General features: G+C 69.0%; 13 protein-coding genes and 1 tRNA gene. 10 read left to right on the top strand and 4 right to left on the bottom strand.

Features of this window, described 5'->3' with window-relative positions:
• Positions 1 to 18: 18 nt before the first annotated feature.
• Positions 19 to 95, bottom strand: a tRNA-Met gene (locus G3A44_RS17875).
• A 284-nt stretch (positions 96 to 379) separates the two neighbouring features.
• Between G3A44_RS17875 and traF the strand changes: the two genes are divergently transcribed.
• Positions 380 to 1,951, top strand: coding sequence for a conjugal transfer protein TraF (gene traF / locus G3A44_RS17870; protein ID WP_163459117.1), 1,572 nt, complete (start codon positions 380 to 382; stop codon positions 1,949 to 1,951).
• A 92-nt stretch (positions 1,952 to 2,043) separates the two neighbouring features.
• The gene (ftsY, locus tag G3A44_RS17865; RefSeq protein ID WP_163459116.1) at positions 2,044 to 3,171 is read left to right on the top strand and encodes a signal recognition particle-docking protein FtsY; all 1,128 of its coding nucleotides are present in this window, start codon (positions 2,044 to 2,046) and stop codon (positions 3,169 to 3,171) included.
• A gap of 46 nt (positions 3,172 to 3,217) precedes the next feature.
• Here ftsY and ffh read toward each other — a convergent pair whose 3' ends face one another.
• Positions 3,218 to 4,606 (bottom strand): signal recognition particle protein, encoded by a 1,389-nt coding sequence (gene ffh, locus G3A44_RS17860; RefSeq protein WP_163459115.1) that lies wholly within the window; start codon positions 4,604 to 4,606, stop codon positions 3,218 to 3,220.
• A 64-nt stretch (positions 4,607 to 4,670) separates the two neighbouring features.
• Between ffh and G3A44_RS17855 the strand changes: the two genes are divergently transcribed.
• The 8 genes from G3A44_RS17855 to G3A44_RS17820 all read left to right on the top strand — a co-directional run bounded on the left by G3A44_RS17855 (position 4,671) and on the right by G3A44_RS17820 (position 15,574).
• The gene (locus G3A44_RS17855; RefSeq protein WP_163459114.1) at positions 4,671 to 5,456 is read left to right on the top strand and encodes a cytochrome C assembly family protein; all 786 of its coding nucleotides are present in this window, start codon (positions 4,671 to 4,673) and stop codon (positions 5,454 to 5,456) included.
• A 39-nt stretch (positions 5,457 to 5,495) separates the two neighbouring features.
• Complete coding sequence (locus tag G3A44_RS17850; RefSeq protein ID WP_163459113.1) at positions 5,496 to 5,747, top strand: hypothetical protein; 252 nt, start codon at positions 5,496 to 5,498, stop codon at positions 5,745 to 5,747.
• Between the two features lie 63 nt (positions 5,748 to 5,810).
• A complete protein-coding gene (locus G3A44_RS23695; protein WP_163459112.1) occupies positions 5,811 to 7,592 on the top strand; it encodes an ATP-binding protein in 1,782 nt (593 codons plus the stop codon).
• A 36-nt stretch (positions 7,593 to 7,628) separates the two neighbouring features.
• Positions 7,629 to 9,125, top strand: a complete 1,497-nt coding sequence (locus G3A44_RS17840; RefSeq protein ID WP_163459111.1) for a sigma-54-dependent transcriptional regulator — start codon at positions 7,629 to 7,631, stop codon at positions 9,123 to 9,125.
• A complete protein-coding gene (gene ampD, locus G3A44_RS17835; RefSeq protein WP_163459110.1) occupies positions 9,115 to 9,816 on the top strand; it encodes a 1,6-anhydro-N-acetylmuramyl-L-alanine amidase AmpD in 702 nt (233 codons plus the stop codon). The genes G3A44_RS17840 and ampD overlap by 11 nt, the downstream gene beginning before the upstream one ends.
• Before the next feature lie 324 nt (positions 9,817 to 10,140).
• A complete protein-coding gene (locus G3A44_RS17830; RefSeq protein WP_163459109.1) occupies positions 10,141 to 13,059 on the top strand; it encodes a ribonucleoside-diphosphate reductase subunit alpha in 2,919 nt (972 codons plus the stop codon).
• 180 nt (positions 13,060 to 13,239) lie between these two features.
• Positions 13,240 to 14,535 (top strand): ribonucleotide-diphosphate reductase subunit beta, encoded by a 1,296-nt coding sequence (locus G3A44_RS17825; RefSeq protein ID WP_239061945.1) that lies wholly within the window; start codon positions 13,240 to 13,242, stop codon positions 14,533 to 14,535.
• A gap of 169 nt (positions 14,536 to 14,704) precedes the next feature.
• The gene (locus tag G3A44_RS17820; RefSeq protein ID WP_163459108.1) at positions 14,705 to 15,574 is read left to right on the top strand and encodes a hypothetical protein; all 870 of its coding nucleotides are present in this window, start codon (positions 14,705 to 14,707) and stop codon (positions 15,572 to 15,574) included.
• Positions 15,575 to 15,686: 112 nt separating this feature from the next.
• Here the strand turns inward: G3A44_RS17820 and G3A44_RS17815 are convergent, their stop codons facing one another.
• Positions 15,687 to 16,598 carry a carbohydrate kinase family protein gene (locus G3A44_RS17815; RefSeq protein ID WP_163459107.1) on the bottom strand — a complete coding sequence of 304 codons (912 nt, stop codon included), beginning with the start codon at positions 16,596 to 16,598 and terminating at the stop codon, positions 15,687 to 15,689.
• Positions 16,599 to 16,663: 65 nt separating this feature from the next.
• On the bottom strand, positions 16,664 to 18,183 hold a 1,520-nt coding region (locus G3A44_RS23300), incomplete at its 5' end, for a DUF3426 domain-containing protein (protein WP_203561459.1).

Genomic DNA, 18,183 nt, shown 5'->3' with positions numbered 1-18,183 from the left:
GGCCGTTTTGGCTGGTTTTGGTGGCGCTTCAGGGATTCGAACCCCGGACCTGCGGATTATGATTCCGTCGCTCTAACCGGCTGAGCTAAAGCGCCTAAGAGCCTCGCATTCTATGCACGAGTTCTGAGGCGCGCAAGCACTTTTTTGAAAAATCTCCGGTCGATGTGGATGAGGGGGTGGATTCACACTTCTTTGCGCTTCCCTGCCTTCGGCTTCCCTGGCAACCTTGTGGGGCTGTACCTGCCCACCGCTGCCTGATCTCGGCCAACCCCTCAGGGGGGCGGCCGGGATGGGCGCGACAACACATCAAGATCACGAGGTTCCCATGGCCTGCACCCCCCGTCCGCTCCCTTCGTCCCGTGGCGCGCCTGTTCTTCGCGTGCTCAACGCTGCCGCGCTGGTGGCGGGTGCCCTCGCCGCCCTGCCGGCGCAGGCCAACCAGTCCCTGTCCATCACGGGTTACGGCCTCACGGTCGGCCCGGTGTTCAACCGTTCCAACTTGGGCTCCGTGGCCTTCAATCCGGCCAACGCCGTGCGACTGGTGGGCGATGACGAGAAGTGGCGCTTCGGCGTGGGCCAGGTCGGTGGCCGTTATGAGATCGGGGATGCCTCCGATGTGGCGGGCATGGTGGACCAGGTGACGGCCGACATCGAGTTGGCACAGACGAGCGACAGCGCCTCGGTGGCCAAGACCCTGGCCACCAACATCAACAGTGTCTACGTGCCGGCGCTCGAGCGTGGTGCTGTGCTCAGTGCGCAGGCCCAGTTGTCCGCAGGCGCTCCGATCCTGTTCAAGTCCACCGAAACCCTACCGGGCGTCTGGTCCTTCAACCTGAACGCCCAGTTGCAGATGCGGGGTACTTTCCGTGGCGCCGATGTGGGCGTGCTGACGCGTTTCTCGGCGCCCGGCGCGAGTTTTGACGGCCAAGCCATGCAGGTGTCGTTGGTCAGCCTGGCCGACCAGCTGGTGACTCTCCAGCAGGCGATCTCCAATGCCAACACGCTGGAGGCTGCGGCTGCCCAGGCCTCGGCCCTGCAGTCCCTTCTGGACGCGCAGTTCGCGTCCCTGCCTCAGGCGGACAAGGATCTGCTGGGGGCCGTTGTGGATTACACCAAGGCGGGCAACAAGGTGGGGGCGTCCTTCGCGCTGCGCACCTCGTCGGCTTTTGACTTCAAGTTGGCCGAAGTCAACCAGATCAGTGCAGGCTACGCCACGGACGTCAGCGGCTGGCTCTCGCCGACCCTGCGGGAATGGGCGCCGTCTGCCAAGCTCGATGCAGGCCTGCGCGTCAATGTGTACCAGGCCAACCTCTACCGGCAGGTCGTGGCTTTCGTCGACGAGTCGGGCAACGCCAACGAGGTCGAGATCAACCGCAACGATGCTTACCTCAAACAGGCCACGGCGCTGGGCCTGGACCTGGGTCTGATGTGGGGCGACGACCATTACCAGTTGGGGGCTTCGCTCTACAACCTCAACCGGCCCAAGTTCCACTACCCCAACCCTGCGGAAGATCCGAATGTGGCCAACCGGGCGGCCGCCATGGCGTTGTCCGGCCAGGGCAAGCTGAACCTGCGCGATACCGTGGAGCTCAAGCCGCATGTGGTGCTGGAGGGGTCGGTGTTCTCGCAAAACAAGCGTTGGCTGCTGCAGGGCAGTGTCGCCCTGTCCGAAACCAATGACTTCGTGGGCGACCCCCAGAAGGTCTACAGCGTTTCGGCCAGCTACAACGCGGAGCGTTTCGAGACCGCCTGGCAGGAGTGGCTGGTGCCGAGCGTGCGCCTGGGTCTGCGCCAGAACATGGTGGGCAGCAAGCTCAGCACCATCGGGCTGGGCTTCACCTGGGGCGTCTTCAGCCTGGACCTCAACGCGTCCACCCAGCGGGTGAAGGCAGATGGCAACCAGATTCCGCGCTCGGCGGGTCTGTCCCTGGCCATCGCGGAGCGCTTCTGAGCCTGGCCTCCCGCTGATGCCCGGCGGGAGGCTGGGATGTAGGGGGCGGGCACGTCGAGCGGCGTGCCGGTCTGGGCGAGAATCCCGGCACGATGTTCAGCTTTTTCAAGAAGAAGCCGGCGGCGGTGCCGCCGCCAGTTGCCCCGGCGGCGCAGCCCTTGCCGCCCGCGGCCGTCCCCCTGGCTCCTGCCACACCGGCCGCACCGGCTGCCCTCTCGACACCGGCACCGGCACAGTCGCCTGTCGTGTCGCCGGCGCCCGCCCCTGCGCCTGCGCCTGCGCCTGCGCCGCGTGCCGGTTGGTTCTCCCGGCTGCGTCAGGGCTTGGCCAAGACTGGGGCGAGCATTGCCCAGGTCTTCAAGGGCCAGACCCTGGACGAGGCCCTCTATGAGGACTTGGAGGCCGCTTTGCTTCAGGCGGACGCAGGCGTGGCGGCCACCCAGTACCTGCTGGACGACTTGCGCAAGCGGGTGCGGCAAACCGGCTGCAAGGACGGGCAGCAGGCCCGTGAGCTGCTGGTGGCCGGCCTGGCGGAGCTGTTGCAGCCCTTGCAGCGTTCGCTGGAGGTCGGCCGGTACGACACCACCGTGATGATGGTGGTCGGCGTCAACGGCGCCGGCAAGACCACCAGCATCGGCAAGCTCACCCGCCACCTGGCTGAGGCCGACAAGCGGGTGCTGCTGGCGGCCGCCGACACCTTCCGTGCCGCGGCCCGCGAACAACTGGGGGTCTGGGCCGACCGCAACCGGGTGGAGATCGTCTCCCAGGCCGGGGGGGATCCGGCGGCGGTGAGTTTTGATGCCGTCTCGGCCGGCAAGGCCCGTGGCTGTGACGTGGTCATCGCCGACACGGCCGGACGCCTGCCGACCCAGCTCCACCTGATGGAGGAGCTCAAGAAGGTCAAGCGCGTGATTGCCAAGGCCGATGCGCAGGCCCCGCATGAGGTGCTGCTGGTGCTGGATGGCAACACCGGCCAGAACGCCTTGGCCCAGGTGAAGGCCTTTGATGAGGCCTTGGGCCTGACGGGCCTCATCGTCACCAAGCTTGACGGTACCGCCAAGGGCGGGGTGCTCGCCGCCATCGCCTTGTGGTCGCGCCAGCGGGCCCAGCAGCGGGGCGAGGCTTGCGCGATCCCGGTCTATTTCATCGGCGTGGGCGAAAAGCTGGAGGATCTCCAGACCTTTGACGCCGAGGAGTTCGCCCGCGCCCTGGTGGGTTGAGGCGATCGGCGGCGCGCCTTGGAGAGGTTCGCCGCCGTGAGCGGCTTCAGGCGCCCGGGAAGCCCGGAGGCATCATGCCCTTCATGCCGCCCATGCGCTTCATCATCTTGAAGAGGCCGCCGCCCTTCATCTTCTTCATCATGGTCTGCATCTGCTCGAACTGGTTGAGCACGCGGTTGACCTCCTGAACCTGGACACCGGCCCCTTGAGCGATACGCCGCTTGCGACTGGCCTTGGACTTGCCGTCCAGCAGCAGGGCGGGGTGAGCCCGTTCCTTGGCCGTCATGGCGCTCAGGATGCCCTCCATGCGACGCATGTCCTTTTCGGCCCGGTTCAGGTCGGCCTGTCCGGCCTTGGCCGCGAGGTGGGTGGGCAGCTTGTCCATCAACTGGCCCAGTCCGCCCATCTTCTTCATCTGACCCAACTGGGCCAGGAAGTCGTTGAGGTCGAAGCCGGAGCCTGACTTGACCTTCTCCGCCAGCTTTTGCGCCGCGGCCAGGTCCACGCCCTTGGTGACCTCCTCGACCAGGGCGACGATGTCGCCCATGCCCAGCACGCGCCCGGCATGGCGGTCGGCATCGAACACCTCCAGTCCGTCGATCTTCTCGGAGACGCCGGCAAACTTGATGGGGGCCCCGGTCACCTGCCGCACGCTGAGCGCGGCCCCGCCCCGGGCATCGCCGTCCAGCTTGGTCAGCACGATGCCGGTCAGCGGCAGTGCTTCCTTGAAGGCGCGCGCGGTGTTGATGGCGTCTTGACCCTGCATCGCATCGACGACGAACAGCGTCTCCACTGGGCGCAGCGTGGCGTGCAGATCTCGGATCTCGGCCATCAGGGCTTCATCGATGGCCAGGCGGCCGGCGGTGTCCACCAGCAGCACATCAAAGTAGTGGCGCTTGGCCCAGTCCAGCGCGGCCAGGGCGATGTCGCGAGGCTTCTGGTCGGGGGTGGAGGCAAACCACTCGGCGCCCGCCTGGGCCGTCACGGTCTTGAGCTGCTCGATGGCGGCAGGGCGGTACACGTCGGCCGAAACCGTCAGCACCTTCTTCTTGCGCTTCTCGATCAGGTGTTTGGCCAGCTTGGCGGTGGTGGTGGTCTTGCCCGCCCCCTGCAGGCCGGCCATCAGGATGATGGCCGGCGGCTGGGCCGCCAGGTTCAGGTCGGCCACCCCTTCGCCCATGGTGGCGGCCAGCTCCTTGTGGACGATGCTGACCAGCACCTGGCCGGGGTTGAGCGAGCCGACGACCTCCTGGCCCAGGGCCTTGTCCTTCACGCGCTGGATGAAGTCGCGCACCACGGGCAGTGCGACGTCCGCCTCCAGCAGGGCCATGCGCACTTCGCGCAGCATGTCCTGGACGTTGGATTCGGTGATGCGGGCCTGTCCACGGACGGTCTTGACCAGTCTGGACAGGCGTTCTGTGAGGGTCGACGCCATGAGGTTCGCGCGCAGGGCCCCCGACATGAGGGTCGCGCTTGCTGCGCGCCGGTACACTGTGGCGATGATTTTATCCCCCCCCCTTGCGACCCTGGGTCCCGGGCTGGCGGTGGCCGGTTACCTGGCGTCTTTGCTGCGGGCAACCGACGCGCGGCCGTGGCCACGGCAGGCCTGGCTGCTGGGCTGGGGCTGCCATGGGATCACCCTGATGTTGGCCGCGCTCTGGCATGAGGGCGACGGGGTGCGGATGGGCTTCGGGCCCGTCCTGTCCTTCACCGTCTGGCTGGTGTTGCTGGTCCACGCGGTGGAGGCCCGCTTTGTCCAGGTGGGCACCGTGCGTCGGGTGCTGGCTGCGCTAGGGGCCGCTGCCGTGCTGGTGGGGGCCTGGTTTCCGGGCGAGGCACTGGTCGTGGCGCACTCTCCCTGGTCGCCCGTGCACTGGCTGCTGGGCATCGCGTCCTACGGTTTGTTCGGGGCTGCGGTGCTTCACGGTTTGATGCTGGATGCCGCCGACCGGCAGCTGCGCGAGCGCCGGCCGGGGGTGGTGCTGGGCCTGCCCCTGCTCAAGCTCGAACGGCTGACTTTCCGCTTCGTGGAGGCGGGCTTTGTGGTGCTCTCCCTGGCCATGTTGCTGGGAGCGGTGTCGGGGCAATGGCGCTGGGACCACAAGACGGTGCTGTCCAGCTTGGGTTGGCTGACCTTTGCGGCCCTGGTGGCCGGGCGCCGCCTGCAGGGCTGGCGGGGGCTGCGCGCCACGCGCTGGCTGTACGCCGGAACCTTGCTGCTGCTGCTGGCCTATGTCGGCTCGCGTTTCGTGATGGAAGTGCTGATCCGCCGGCCGCCAGGTTGAGCGGCAGGCGGGGCGCGTCTGCGGGGAGGATCGGTGGCGATGCTGGTGCGCGTGTTGTGGGGCCTGGCGCTGGCCTGGCTGGTGTGGCGTCTGCTGAAGGCGGTGGGCCGGCGAGGCCGGGCCGAGGAACCGGGCGGCCCGTCAACGGCGCCCGGTGTGGGCATGCCCCAAACGCTGGTGCCCTGCGCGCGCTGCGGTCGGCTGCTGCCGCCGTCCGAGGCTGTGGCCGACGGGGCGGTCTGGGTCTGCGCTTCGGCACAGCCCTGCACCCCGCCGGCGGACCCGCGCTGATGCAGCGTCCTGGCCCATGGCGCGGCGCTGGGTGGGGCCCGGTGCGGCTCGGGGAGGCAGCCGGTGAATCCTGACACCACGGCCGTTCCTTCGGGACAGGCGCTGCAGCGCACGCTCAGGCAGGTGGTGCAGGACGGGGACCTGGCCCAGCGGCGCATCTTCGCCACCTACGTGGTGGCGCGGGCACTCTTGGCGTTGATCCTGGTGCTGGTGCAGGGCGGCCATTGGCTGGCCAGCGGCGGCATCGGCCGGGGGCTCATGGCCTTGGGCGGCCTCTATGCGGTGCAGGCCTTGTGCTGCTGGGCCCTGCCGTCCTACCGCTCGGCCGATGCCGGCCGCATCACGCTGCGGCAGTGGTGGGCCACGGTCGCGGTGGACGCGGCGGCGTTCTCCACCATGCACGCCTTGGGCAGTACAGGCAACCTGAGCTATGCAGCCCTGCTGGTGCTGCCGGCGATGATGGCCGGGGTGCTGAGCACCTGGGTGCCGGCACTGGCCACCGTCTCCGCCATGAGTCTGGCCCTGCTGCTGGTGGCGCTCAAGAGTTTTTTGGGGCCTGATGGGGCCAGCCACCTGATGCAGGCCGGGCTGGTGGGGGCGGGGTTGTTCACCGTGACCCTGTTCTCCGGCCAAATGGCCAGCTGGGTGGCTTCCGAGGAGCGGGCAGCGCTGGGCAGCCTGGGGTTGGCCCACCAGCAGGCCGCGCTCAGCCACCTGGTCATCGAGGAGATGGCTGAGGGGGTGCTCGTGGTCGACCGTGCGCAGCAGGTGCGCATGGCCAACCGCGCGGCACGTGCGCTGCTCGGGCTGGGCGCCGAGACCCCTGGTGCCGGTTTCAGCCTGAGCAGCCGGTCGGCCTGGCGCAGCCTGAGCTTGGCGCTGGAGCGGGCCTTCCTGTCCGGCCACTGGCCTGACCCCGGCAGCGACGTGGCCCTGGGTGGCGGCGACGACGGTGTGCCGCAATGGATGCGTGTGCGCGTTCGCTTCACCACCGGGCTGCTGGGGCCGGGAGAATTGCTGGAGGGCGATGCCGGGCAGGGGCTGGGCGAGCCGCTGGCGGTGGTGTTCGTGGAGGAGCTGCGACGTATCGAGGACCGCCAGCGCCAGGAGCGTCTGGTGAGCATCGGTCGCATCTCCACCAGCATTGCCCATGAGATCCGCAACCCGCTGGCCGCGGTGTCCCAGGCCAATGCCCTGTTGCTGGAGGACAGCGGCCTGCGGCCGGACCAACGCCTGCTGGGACGCATGATCGGCGACAACGTGGAGCGCCTCAAGCGCATTGTGGAGGACGTGCTGGAGGCTGCGCCTGCGGGAGGTCAGCCCTCGCCCGTCATCGAACTGGTGGAGGAGGTGCGTGCCGTCGTCGAGGAGTGGGGGCGGACCGCTGGCGTGCCTGTGGGCGAAGAGGGCGTGTTGCACCTGCTGCCACCGGCTGGCGCCTTGCCGGTGCTCTTCGATCCACACCACCTGCGCCGGGTGCTGGTCAACCTCCTGGACAACGCCTTGCGGCACAGCAGCGGATGTCCCGGCGCGGTGCAGGTCACGCTGGAGGCGCTGGATGGCGACTTTGCGCGGCTGTGCGTGGCCAACGACGGGGACCTGATCCCGCCGGACGTGGAGCGCTACCTCTTCGAGCCCTTCCATTCGACCCGCAGCCGCGGCACCGGGCTGGGCCTCTACATCTGCCGCGAGCTGTGTCAGCGCCATGGCGGCATCATCGACTACGTGCGGCGGCCGGGGGCCCCTCACGGCAACCTGTTCATGGTCGTGCTCCGCCGCGAGAATGTGCATCCCGCTGTTCAGGGGCGGTCCGAACCCGGGCGCCTCTTAGCCGGACTGTCCTGAATCTTTCCTCACGCCCACACCGCAGGAACCCTCCCCATGGCCGCCCGCCACGCCATCCTCGTCGTGGACGACGAACCCGATCTGAGAACCCTCTACGAGCTCTCCCTGCTGCGCGAGGGCTATGAGGTGGAGAGCGCCGGCACGGTGGACGACGCCCGGCAGTTGCTGGCCGCCCGACGCTTTGACGTGGTCATCACCGACATGCGCCTGCCCGACGCCAGTGGCATGACCCTGGTCCATGAGCTGGAGGCGAGCAATCGCCAGGAGCGGGTCATCGTCATCACCGCCTACGGGTCGGCCGAGAACGCGGTGGAGGCCCTTAAGGCCGGCGCCTTCGACTACCTGACCAAGCCCGTGGACCTCAAGCAGTTCCGGGCGGTGGTGGCCGCCGCCGTGGGCCGGCGGGCTGAGGGCACGCCAGTGCCCCCTGCAGCCCAGGCGCTGGACCGGCTGGCCGGGACCTCTGACGCCATGCAGCGGGTGCGCGCCATGGTCCAGAAGGTAGCCCGGGGCATGGCGCCGGTCTTGGTGCATGGCGAGTCGGGCACCGGCAAGGAGCTGGTGGCGCGCGCCATCCATGAGTGCGGCGGCCGCGCGGCGCAACCTTTTGTCGCGGTCAACTGCGGGGCCATTCCCGAGAACCTGCTGGAGGCCGAGTTCTTCGGTTACCGCAAGGGGGCCTTCACCGGGGCGGCGGAGGACCGGCCGGGATTCTTCCAGGCGGCCCAGGGGGGGACCCTCTTTCTCGACGAGATCGGCGACCTGCCGCTGGCCATGCAGGCCAAGCTGTTGCGGGTCATCCAGGAGCGCTGCGTGCGGCCCTTGGGTGCCGTGCAGGAGACGGCATTGGATGTACGCATCGTCAGTGCCACCCACAAACGTCTGGTCGACGAGGTGAGCGCCGGACAGTTCCGTCAGGACCTGTTCTACCGGCTGAACGTCATCGGCATCGACGTGCCGCCGTTGCGTGACCGGGGCGGTGACATCCCGCTCATCGCCCAGGCCCTGTTGCAGCGCATCGCCCGGGACGCCGGCCTGCCGCGCGTGCCCCGGCTGACCCCCCAGGCCGAGCAGGCCTTGCAGCGCTGCCGCCTGCCGGGCAATGTGCGCGAGCTGGAGAATCTGCTGCACCGTGCCGTCACCCTGAGTGCGCTGGACCTGCTGGATGAGGAGGCGCTGGGCTTGGCCGACGCCTCGGCTGATGTCGCCGGGTCTGGGCGGGCCCCGGAGCCCGGGACGCCCCTGCGTGAGGCGTCCGTCCTGTCTGCCGCAGGTGAGCCGCCCGCCCCCGCCCCAGGGGCGATCTCCCTCACGCCGGAATCGTTCCGCGCCGCCGCAGACAGCGGGGCGCTGCCGCCGGACTTGGCCCGGCACCTGGACGAGGTGGAGCGAATCATTCTGGTGCGCGCGCTCCAGGAGCACGGCTTCAACCGCACCGCCGCGGGCGCCCGGCTGGGGCTGACCTTGCGCCAGATGCGCTACCGCATGGCGCGTCTGGGCATCTCCGAGGAAGAAGCCTCTGATGACGCCTGAGGACGACGCCGGTCCGCCGCCGGGCGCGGTGCCGCACGGGTGGCAGCGCCCGGGCGCCGAGCCGGCCTGGGCGCAGGGCTGGTGGCAGGGGGCGGACCGATGGTGCGCCTCACCCAACCATGGCATCCGACCACCCGGCATGGCGCTGGAGCTGGCGGTGATTCACAGCATCAGCCTGCCGCCTGGCCAGTACGGCGGTCTGGATGTGCCGGCCCTCTTCCTCAACCGCCTGGACACCGGCGCACATCCTTATTACGCCGGCCTGGTCGGTCTGGAGGTCTCCGCGCACTTCTGGATTCGACGCGACGGCGAGATCTGGCAGTTTGTGGATGTGCGGCGGCGTGCCTGGCATGCCGGCCGGTCGTCGTGGCGCGGCCGCGAGAACTGCAACGACTACTCCGTGGGCATCGAGCTCGAAGGGCTGGAGGGGGAGCGCTTCGAGCGCGGGCAGTACCAGGCCCTGGTGCCCCTGCTGCAGGCGCTGCGCAGCCGGTGGGGCATCGCCGCCCTGTCCGGGCATGAGCATGTGGCGCCGGGCCGCAAGCAGGACCCCGGTCCAGGCTTTGATTGGACGGCCCTGCAGCAGGCGCTGCGGCCGTCAGCCGCTGTCTGTGCCGCCGGGGAGCGGCTGCCGTGGGATTTTCCCGGAGAGGGGCCTGTTGCCCTTGGGGGCACTACCGCTAGTGCTTGAAGGTCTTGTCGGCACCATATATAGTGGAGCTCATGGACGCATCACCTGACCACAACGCTGCCCGGCGTACAGCGCAAGCCCTCGGCCTGCCTGCCGGCGCGACAGGTGTGCGCCGGAGAGATGGCCGTCCTGCGGGTCAGCGCCAGACCTCTCCACCCGACTCCTGAGCGCCCAGCAGGCGCCCTCCGCCTTCCTGCAGTACGCCGCAGACGGCTCCGGAGGAGCCGTCCGGGACGCTCTTTTCCCTTTGTTCCTGGCTGGGTCCCGCTGTCGTGGAGCCCGGGCGGGTCCTTTCCTTTTTTGCCCCTCTGCAAAGGTCAACCCATGCATCTGGACGCCTCCCTCCCGACGCCCGCTTCGCTGCCCCTGCGCGGCGATGACGCTGCTGCGCCCACCGCTGCTGCGGCCTACCAGTCGTACCAGATCATCCGCCGCAACGGCGCGGTGGTGGCCTTTGAGCCCAACAAGATCGCCGTGGCACTGATGAAGGCTTTTCTGGCGGTGCATGGCACCCACGGCGCGGCCTCGGCCAGCGTGCGCGACACCGTGGAGTCGTTGACCGAGGCCGTGGTGCGCGCCCTGATGCGTTCGCGTCCGGCAGGGGGCACTTTCCCCATTGAGGATGTGCAGGACCAGGTGGAGCTGGGCCTGGTGCGCGGTGGTCACCATGAAGTGGCCCGCGCCTATGTGCTCTACCGCGAGCGCCGCGCCCAGGAGCGCGCACGCCAGCAGTCCGAGAAGGCCGCCGCCGAGCCGGCGCATGCCCTGTATGTCATCGATGGCGGTCAGCGCGTGCCCCTGGATGAGGCCCGGCTCAAGGCCCTGGTCGAGTCCGCCTGCGCCGGCCTGGGCGCTGACGTCCGCCCCGAGCCCATCCTGGCCGAGACCCGCCGCAACCTCTACGACGGCGTGCCCATCGACGAGGTCTACAAAGCCGCCATCCTGGCCGCCCGCACGCTGATCGAGCTGGAGCCGGCCTACACCCGCGCCACCGCCCGCCTGCTGCTGCACACCATCCGCCGTGAGATCCTCGGTGAAGAGCTGACGCAAGGCGAGATGGCCGAGCGCTACGCCGATTACTTCCCGCGCTTCATCAAGAAGGGCGTGGAGGCCGAGTTGCTGGACGACAAGCTGCTGCAGTTCGACCTGGCCAAACTGGGCGCCGCGCTGGACGCCAGCCGCGACCTGCAGTTCGACTACCTGGGCCTGCAGACCCTGTTCGACCGCTACTTCCTGCACATCGACGAGCAGCGCATCGAGATGCCGCAGGCCTTCTTCATGCGCGTGGCGATGGGCCTGGCCCTCAACGAGATCGACCGCGAGGCGCGCGCCATCGAGTTCTACAACGTGCTCTCGAGCTTCGACTTCATGTCGAGCACGCCCACGCTGTTCAATGCCGGCACCCGTCGCTCGCAGCTGTCTAGTTGCTACCTGACCACGGTCTCCGACGACCTCGATGGCATCTATGAGGCGCTGAAGGAGAACGCGCTGCTGTCCAAGTTTGCGGGCGGCCTGGGCAATGACTGGACCCCCGTTCGCGCCCTGGGCAGCTACATCAAGGGCACCAACGGCAAGAGCCAGGGCGTCGTGCCCTTCCTCAAGGTGGTCAACGACACCGCGGTGGCCGTCAACCAGGGGGGCAAGCGCAAGGGGGCGGTCTGCGCTTACCTGGAGAGCTGGCACCTGGACATCGAAGAGTTCCTGGAGCTGCGCAAGAACACCGGCGACGACCGCCGCCGCACCCACGACATGAACACCGCGAACTGGATTCCGGACCTGTTCATGAAGCGTGTGATGGAAGGTGGCGACTGGACACTGTTCAGCCCGTCCACCTGCCCGGACCTGCATGACCTGGTGGGCGCCGAGTTCGAGGCCGCCTACACCGCCTACGAGGCCAAGGCCGACCGCGGCGAGATCAAGCTCTTCAAGCGTCTGCCCGCCAAGGACCTGTGGCGCAAGATGCTGACCATGCTGTTCGAGACCGGGCACCCGTGGATCACCTTCAAGGATGCCTGCAACCTGCGCTCGCCCCAGCAGCATGTCGGCGTCGTGCACTCCTCGAACCTGTGCACCGAGATCACGCTCAACACCAACGACAGCGAGATCGCCGTGTGCAACCTGGGCTCGGTCAACCTGGCCCAGCACCTGCACGAGGGTGAGCAGGGCAAGACCCTGGACCTGGACAAGCTGCGTCGCACGGTGTCCACCGCGATGCGCATGCTCGACAACGTCATCGACATCAACTACTACGCCGTCAAGAAGGCCCGCGACAGCAACCTGCGCCACCGTCCGGTGGGCCTGGGCCTGATGGGCTTCCAGGACGCGCTCTACCAGCTGCGCACCCCGTACGCCAGTGCCGAAGCGGTGGCCTTTGCCGACCGCTCCATGGAGGCCATCTGCTACTTCGCCTACTGGGCCTCCAGCGAACTGGCAGCCGAGCGCGGCCGCTACAGCAGCTACCGGGGTTCGCTGTGGGACCGCGGCATCCTGCCCATCGACTCGCTGGAGCTGCTGGCCCAGGCCCGCGGTGGCTACCTGGAAGTGGATCGCAGCATGAGCCTGGACTGGGACGCCCTGCGGCGCCAGATCGCGGTCCACGGCATGCGCAACTCCAACTGCGTGGCCATCGCCCCCACCGCCACCATCTCCAACATCATCGGTGTGGACGCTTCCATCGAGCCTGCGTTCAGCAACCTGTCGGTCAAGTCCAACCTGTCAGGCGAGTTCACCGTGGTCAATGAGTACCTGGTGCGCGACCTCAAGGCCCTGGGCTTGTGGGACAACGTGATGGTCATGGACCTCAAGCACTACGACGGCAGCCTGCGCCGCATCGACCGCGTGCCCGAGGAGCTCAAGCGCTTGTACGCCACCGCCTTCGAGGTGGAGGCCGGTTGGTTGGTCGAGGCCGCCTCTCGCCGCCAGAAGTGGATCGATCAAGCGCAGTCGCTGAACCTGTACCTGGCGGGCGCCTCGGGCAAGAAGCTCGACGAGACCTACAAGCTCGCCTGGGTGCGTGGCCTGAAGACCACCTACTACCTGCGCACCATGGGCGCGACCCATGCGGAGAAGAGCACCATCGCCGCGGGCCAGCTCAACGCCGTGTCTGCCGGGGCGGGTGGTGGGATGTCTGCCCTGGACCGCGCTGCGCAGCAGGCGCAGGCCATGCTGGCTGCCGAGGCCGGCCCGGCCACCGACATCAAGTTCTGCGGCGTGGACGACCCCACCTGCGAGGCGTGCCAGTGACCGCTCTCGCCGCCGCGGCCTGACGGCCCGGCGGACGCCGGCAGCCGCCGGTGGTGCGCCGCAGCGCCTTCGGGCCCGCGCCACCGCCGGCGATCCGTGCGGCAACCGGCGTTTTCTGCACGAATCGCTTGGTGTTTCACGGAACCGCCCCCGATAATTCTTGCTATCAGGAAACACACCATGCTGGTCTGGGAAGACGACGCGCCGAGCGTCCCGACGCCCCCTCAACGCGCCACCCCGCGAACCGGAACTGCCGAGGCCGAACGTGCCACGGCGCTCTCCTCCTCTCCCCTGCAGTCGGCCGGTCAGGCCTTCCCGCGCCCGGAGCAGGCGTCCGGCATGGTGCCCTCCGTGGTGGGCAATGCCTCACAGGCTCAGGCTGTGAGCCACATTGCGCGGGCTGCCGAGTCGCTGCGTGGCGCGCCGGCTGCTTCTGCCTCGGTGGCCTCTGCGGCCAACCGGCGCGTCAACGTCGCCGACAAGCGCATCATCAACGGCCAGACCGACGTCAACCAGCTCGTCCCCTTCAAGTACAAGTGGGCCTGGGAGAAGTACCTCGCCACCTGCGCCAACCACTGGATGCCGCAGGAGATCAACATGTCCCGCGACATCGCCCTGTGGAAGGATCCCAACGGGCTGAGCGAGGACGAGCGCCGCATCATCAAGCGCAACCTCGGCTTCTTCGTCACGGCCGATTCGCTGGCGGCCAACAACATCACGTTGGGCACCTACCGCCACATCACGGCGCCGGAGTGCCGGCAGTTCCTGCTGCGCCAGGCCTTTGAGGAGGCCATCCATACCCACGCCTACCAGTACATCGTGGAGTCGCTGGGGTTGGACGAGGGCGAGATCTTCAACGCGTACCACGAGGTGTCGTCCATCCGTGACAAGGACGAGTTCCTGATCCCGTTCATCGACGAGATCATGGACCCGAACTTCAAGACGGGCACCTTCGAGAACGACCAGAAGCTGCTGAAGTCGCTCATCGTCTTTGCCTGCCTGATGGAGGGCTTGTTCTTCTACGTGGGCTTCACCCAGATCCTGGCCCTGGGGCGGCAGAACAAGATGACCGGTGCGGCCGAGCAGTACCAGTACATCCTGCGTGACGAGTCGATGCACTGCAACTTCGGCATCGACCTGATCAACCAGCTCAAGCTGGAGAACCCGCTGCTGTGGACCCCCGAGTTCAAGGCGGAGATCAAGTCGCTGTTCATCAAGGCGGTGGACCTGGAGTACCGCTATGCCGAGGACACCATGCCGCGTGGCGTGCTGGGCTTGAACGCCAGCATGTTCAAGGGCTATCTGCGCTACATCGCCAACCGTCGCGCCACGCAGATCGGCCTGGATCCGCTCTTCCCGAACGAGGAAAACCCGTTCCCGTGGATGAGCGAGATGATCGACCTGAAGAAGGAACGTAATTTCTTTGAAACCCGCGTCATCGAATACCAATCCGGTGGCGCACTGAGCTGGGACTGAGGACTGGGTGCGGGCAGTGCCCGTTGCTCGATCCCGGTCTGGATTCCCGGAGACCGCGCCGGGGAGGCATCCGCGGCGCGAGGCGCCGCGGAGATGACAAGAGGGCGGTTGGCAGCCGGCGGACGGTGCCGCCGGATCGTCCATTTGCAACTTGATCTAGGAGAGAGTGATGGCAACTGCAAAGAAGGCCGCCGCGAAGAAGACCGAAGCGGCGGTGGAACCGGTGGTCACGCCGGCCCCCAAGGCAGCCAAGAAGGCTGCACCCAAGGCCGAGAAGGCCGTGGCGGCTCCGGCACCGGCCCCCGCACCGGCTGACAAGCCGGTGGTGAAGGCCGCCAAGAAGTCGGCCAAGAAGGCTGAGGCGGCAGCGCCTGCCCCGGCACCGGCTCCCGCGCCGGCCGACAAGCCGGTGGTGAAGGCCGCCAAGAAGTCGGCCAAGAAGGCTGAGGCGGCAGCGCCCGCGCCGGCCCCGGCCCCGGCCGACAAGCCGGTGGTGAAGGCCGCCAAGAAGTCGGCCAAGAAGGCCGAGGCGGCAGCGCCGGCCCCGGCCCCGGCCGACAAGCCGGTAGTGAAGGCGGCCAAGAAGTCGGTCAAGAAGGCCGAGGCGGCGGCACCCGCACCGGCCCCGGCCCCGGCCGACAAGCCGGTGGTGAAGGCCGCCAAGAAGGCGGCCAAGAAGGCTGAGGCGGCAGCGCCCGCCCCGGCCCCGGCCGACAAGCCGGTGGTGAAGGCGGCCAAGAAGTCGGCCAAGAAGGCTGAGGCGGCAGCGCCCGCTCCGGCACCGGCCCCCGCGCCGGCCGACAAGCCGGTGGTGAAGGCTGCAGCCAAGAAGGCGGCAGCGCCCGCTCCGGCGCCTGCCCCGGCCGACAAGCCGGTGGTGAAGGCCGCAGCCAAGAAGGCTGCCAAGAAGGCCGACGCTGCGCCGGCCACCGAGGCTGCACCGGCGCCGAAGAAGGCCAAGAAGGCCGCCAGCGCCGCCAAGACGACGCTCAGCGCGACCGCCGCCTGGCCGTTCCCGACCGGCACCAAGCCGTCCTGAACCCGCGTTCCCGCCAAGAGAAAGGCCGGTCCCTGACCGGCCTTTTTTTGTCGTTTCACGCCGCGGCGGGGAGGTTGAGCACCCCATGGCGGGCGGTCCGCGCATGCAGCGATCAGGCCTGGGCCAGAAGCTCCGGGCTCACCACATGGTTCTGGCCGCCGCGGCAGGCGATCTTGAGCGCACCCAGGCGGTTGCCCAGGCGCACGCAGCGCAGCAGGTCCCAGCCCTGTTCCAGGCCGTGCAGCAGGCCGCCGCGGAAGGCGTCGCCGCAGCCGGTCGGGTCCAGCACTGCGTCGGCCTGTACGCCGGCCACGCGGTGGCACTCGCCTTGGATCCAGACCTCGCAACCATCCGCCCCCAGGGTCACGATGACGCCCGCCAGGTGCGAGCGCGACAGCGTGGCCAGGTCGGTGCCCATGCGGTCGGTCAGCATGCGCGCCTCATAGTCGTTGAGGGCGACCCAGCGCGCCTTGGCCACGAAGGCGGCCAGTTCCTCCCCGTTGAACATGGGCAGCCCCTGGCCCGGGTCGAACACGAAGGGAATGCCGGCGTCGGCCAAGTCCTGGGCGCGTCGCAGCATGGCCTCGCGGCCATCCGGGCCGATCAGGGCCAGGCGGATCTGGCTGCGCTCCTCGGGCAGGCCGATTTCATGTGCCCGCATCATGGCGCCGGGGTGGAAGGCGGTGATCTGGTTGTTGTCCGCGTCGGTGATGATGATGGCCTGTGCGGTGTAGGTGTCGGCCACGGTCAGCACCTGCCGGGTGTCCATGCCCTGGGCCTGCATGCGGGCCAGGTAGTCGCCACCGTCATTGCCCAGCGCGGCCAACACCACCGGCGTGCTGCCCAGGGCCCGCAAGGTGTAGGCGATGTTGCCCGCGCAACCGCCCAGTTCGCGCCTGAGGGTTGGCACCAGGAAGGACACGTTCAGGATGTGCACCTGGTCCGGCAGGATCTGGTCCGCGAAGCGGCCCGGGAAGTTGGTGATGGTGTCGAAGGCGAGAGAGCCGCTGACGAGGATGGCCATGGTGCTTGCAGGTCCTGTGCAGGGGGAAGGCCGGCTGGCACCTGGGGGGCCGGCCGGATGGAGGTTCAAAGATAGAGGGCCTCGACGGTAAAGCCCGAGACGGCCAGCCCACCGACTTGGATCAGTGCCTCGGGCAGCCAGGCTTCGCCGCCGGCCAGCGAGGCGGGTGCCTGAAGCTCCTCCGGGCGCAGGATGCGCCGGCTCAGCACGGCGCCCTGGGAGTCGGTCAAGGTGAGCTCCAGGGCCGGTGCGCGCACGGCATGGCGTGCCTTGTTGTGCAGCTCCACGCTCAGGCGCAGCACGCCGGAGACTTGGGTCTGGTGGATGTGGCTGGCCTGCAGGCTCAGGGCCTCCAGCACACGGGGCGCCTGCACTTCGCAGCCGAGCTGGCGGCAACCCCAGTGCAGGGCAGGCGCCAGTGCGGGCAGCTGGGCGGCCAGGCCGTCCCGCTGCGTGTAGGCCAGTTGACCCGCCGCCGTGGCGCCCAGCAACAGCGCTGCGGCGCACAGGGCTGCCCGCACCGGCCATGACTGCCAGCGCTGCGCCCGCTCGGCCTGCTGCAGAAATCGAGCCTGCACCGCGGGCGGCGTGGCGGCGGTGCGCTCGGCGTCTGCCGGTGCTGCGGGGGCGGGGTCGGATGGAGGTGGAGGGTCTGGAGGAGCGGGGATAGCCGGCGGCGGGACGGCTTCCGGCTCGGCGGCTGAGCTGTCCGTGGCGCCGGTGTCAGACGCTAGGGCCTGTGCCGGGTCGCTTGCCGGGTCGCCCGGGGCGGCTTCCAGGAGAGGCTGCGGCGCTTCAGGCTGGAGGGGGTTGGGTACTGCGGGGGGGGCGGGTAAGGGCGCCGGGGGAGCTGTCGCCGGCGCCATGTCGGTGGCGGGGAGGGTCAGGCCCGGCGCCTCGTCACGGTGCGCGATCTCTGCCGGGGCTGCCGTGTCTTGCGGATTCCCTGCAGGGGCTTCTTGGCCCGGGGGCTCGTCGGCCCAGGGCGGTACGGAGTCTGCCTGGCCCTGGCCTGCCATGGGGTGCGCCGGCTCGGGCGCGGGAGGGTCAGGCGGTGCTTCAGGCGCCGGGGCTGGACAGGGGTCGACGGCCAAGGGGGCCGATGGGGCCAATGGGGCTGGCGCAGGTTCTGGCGCAGGGGCGTGGGCGGCTGCCGGCGTCGAGGGCGTGGGCTCAGGGGCCGGCGCATCGGTCGGCGTGCCGTCGTCAGCCGGTACCTCGGGCGTGGGGTGAGGCGTCGCAGGGGCTGGAACTGCAGGGGTATCTGGTGCGGTGGCTGGCGCGGGAGCCGGCTCGCGGGCGGGCAGCTGCAGCGTCCGTGGGAAATGGGTGACCGCGGGGGTTTCAGTCAGGCCACTGGGCAGGAAGGCGCTGGGGGTGTCCAGCAGGTTCGTCGGCGGGCCTTGGCGGGCCATCTCCAGCGCATCGGGATGGTCCAGGTCCCACACCGGGTCCGGGCGCTCGGCGGGATCGAGCCGCACCAGTTCCTGCGCCAGGCGGGTGTCCAGCCGTTCGCGGGGCTCGGCCGCAGGGGTGGGCCGTGGCGCCGGTGGCGCGGTGCGGGCCGGCGGCGGCGCGGGGCGCG

Source organism: Ideonella livida, assembly GCF_010499455.1.
Taxonomy (GTDB): domain Bacteria; phylum Pseudomonadota; class Gammaproteobacteria; order Burkholderiales; family Burkholderiaceae_C; genus Ideonella; species Ideonella livida.
Note: the sequence above shows the minus strand (reverse complement) of the source record. Positions and strands in the feature narration are given on the sequence as shown.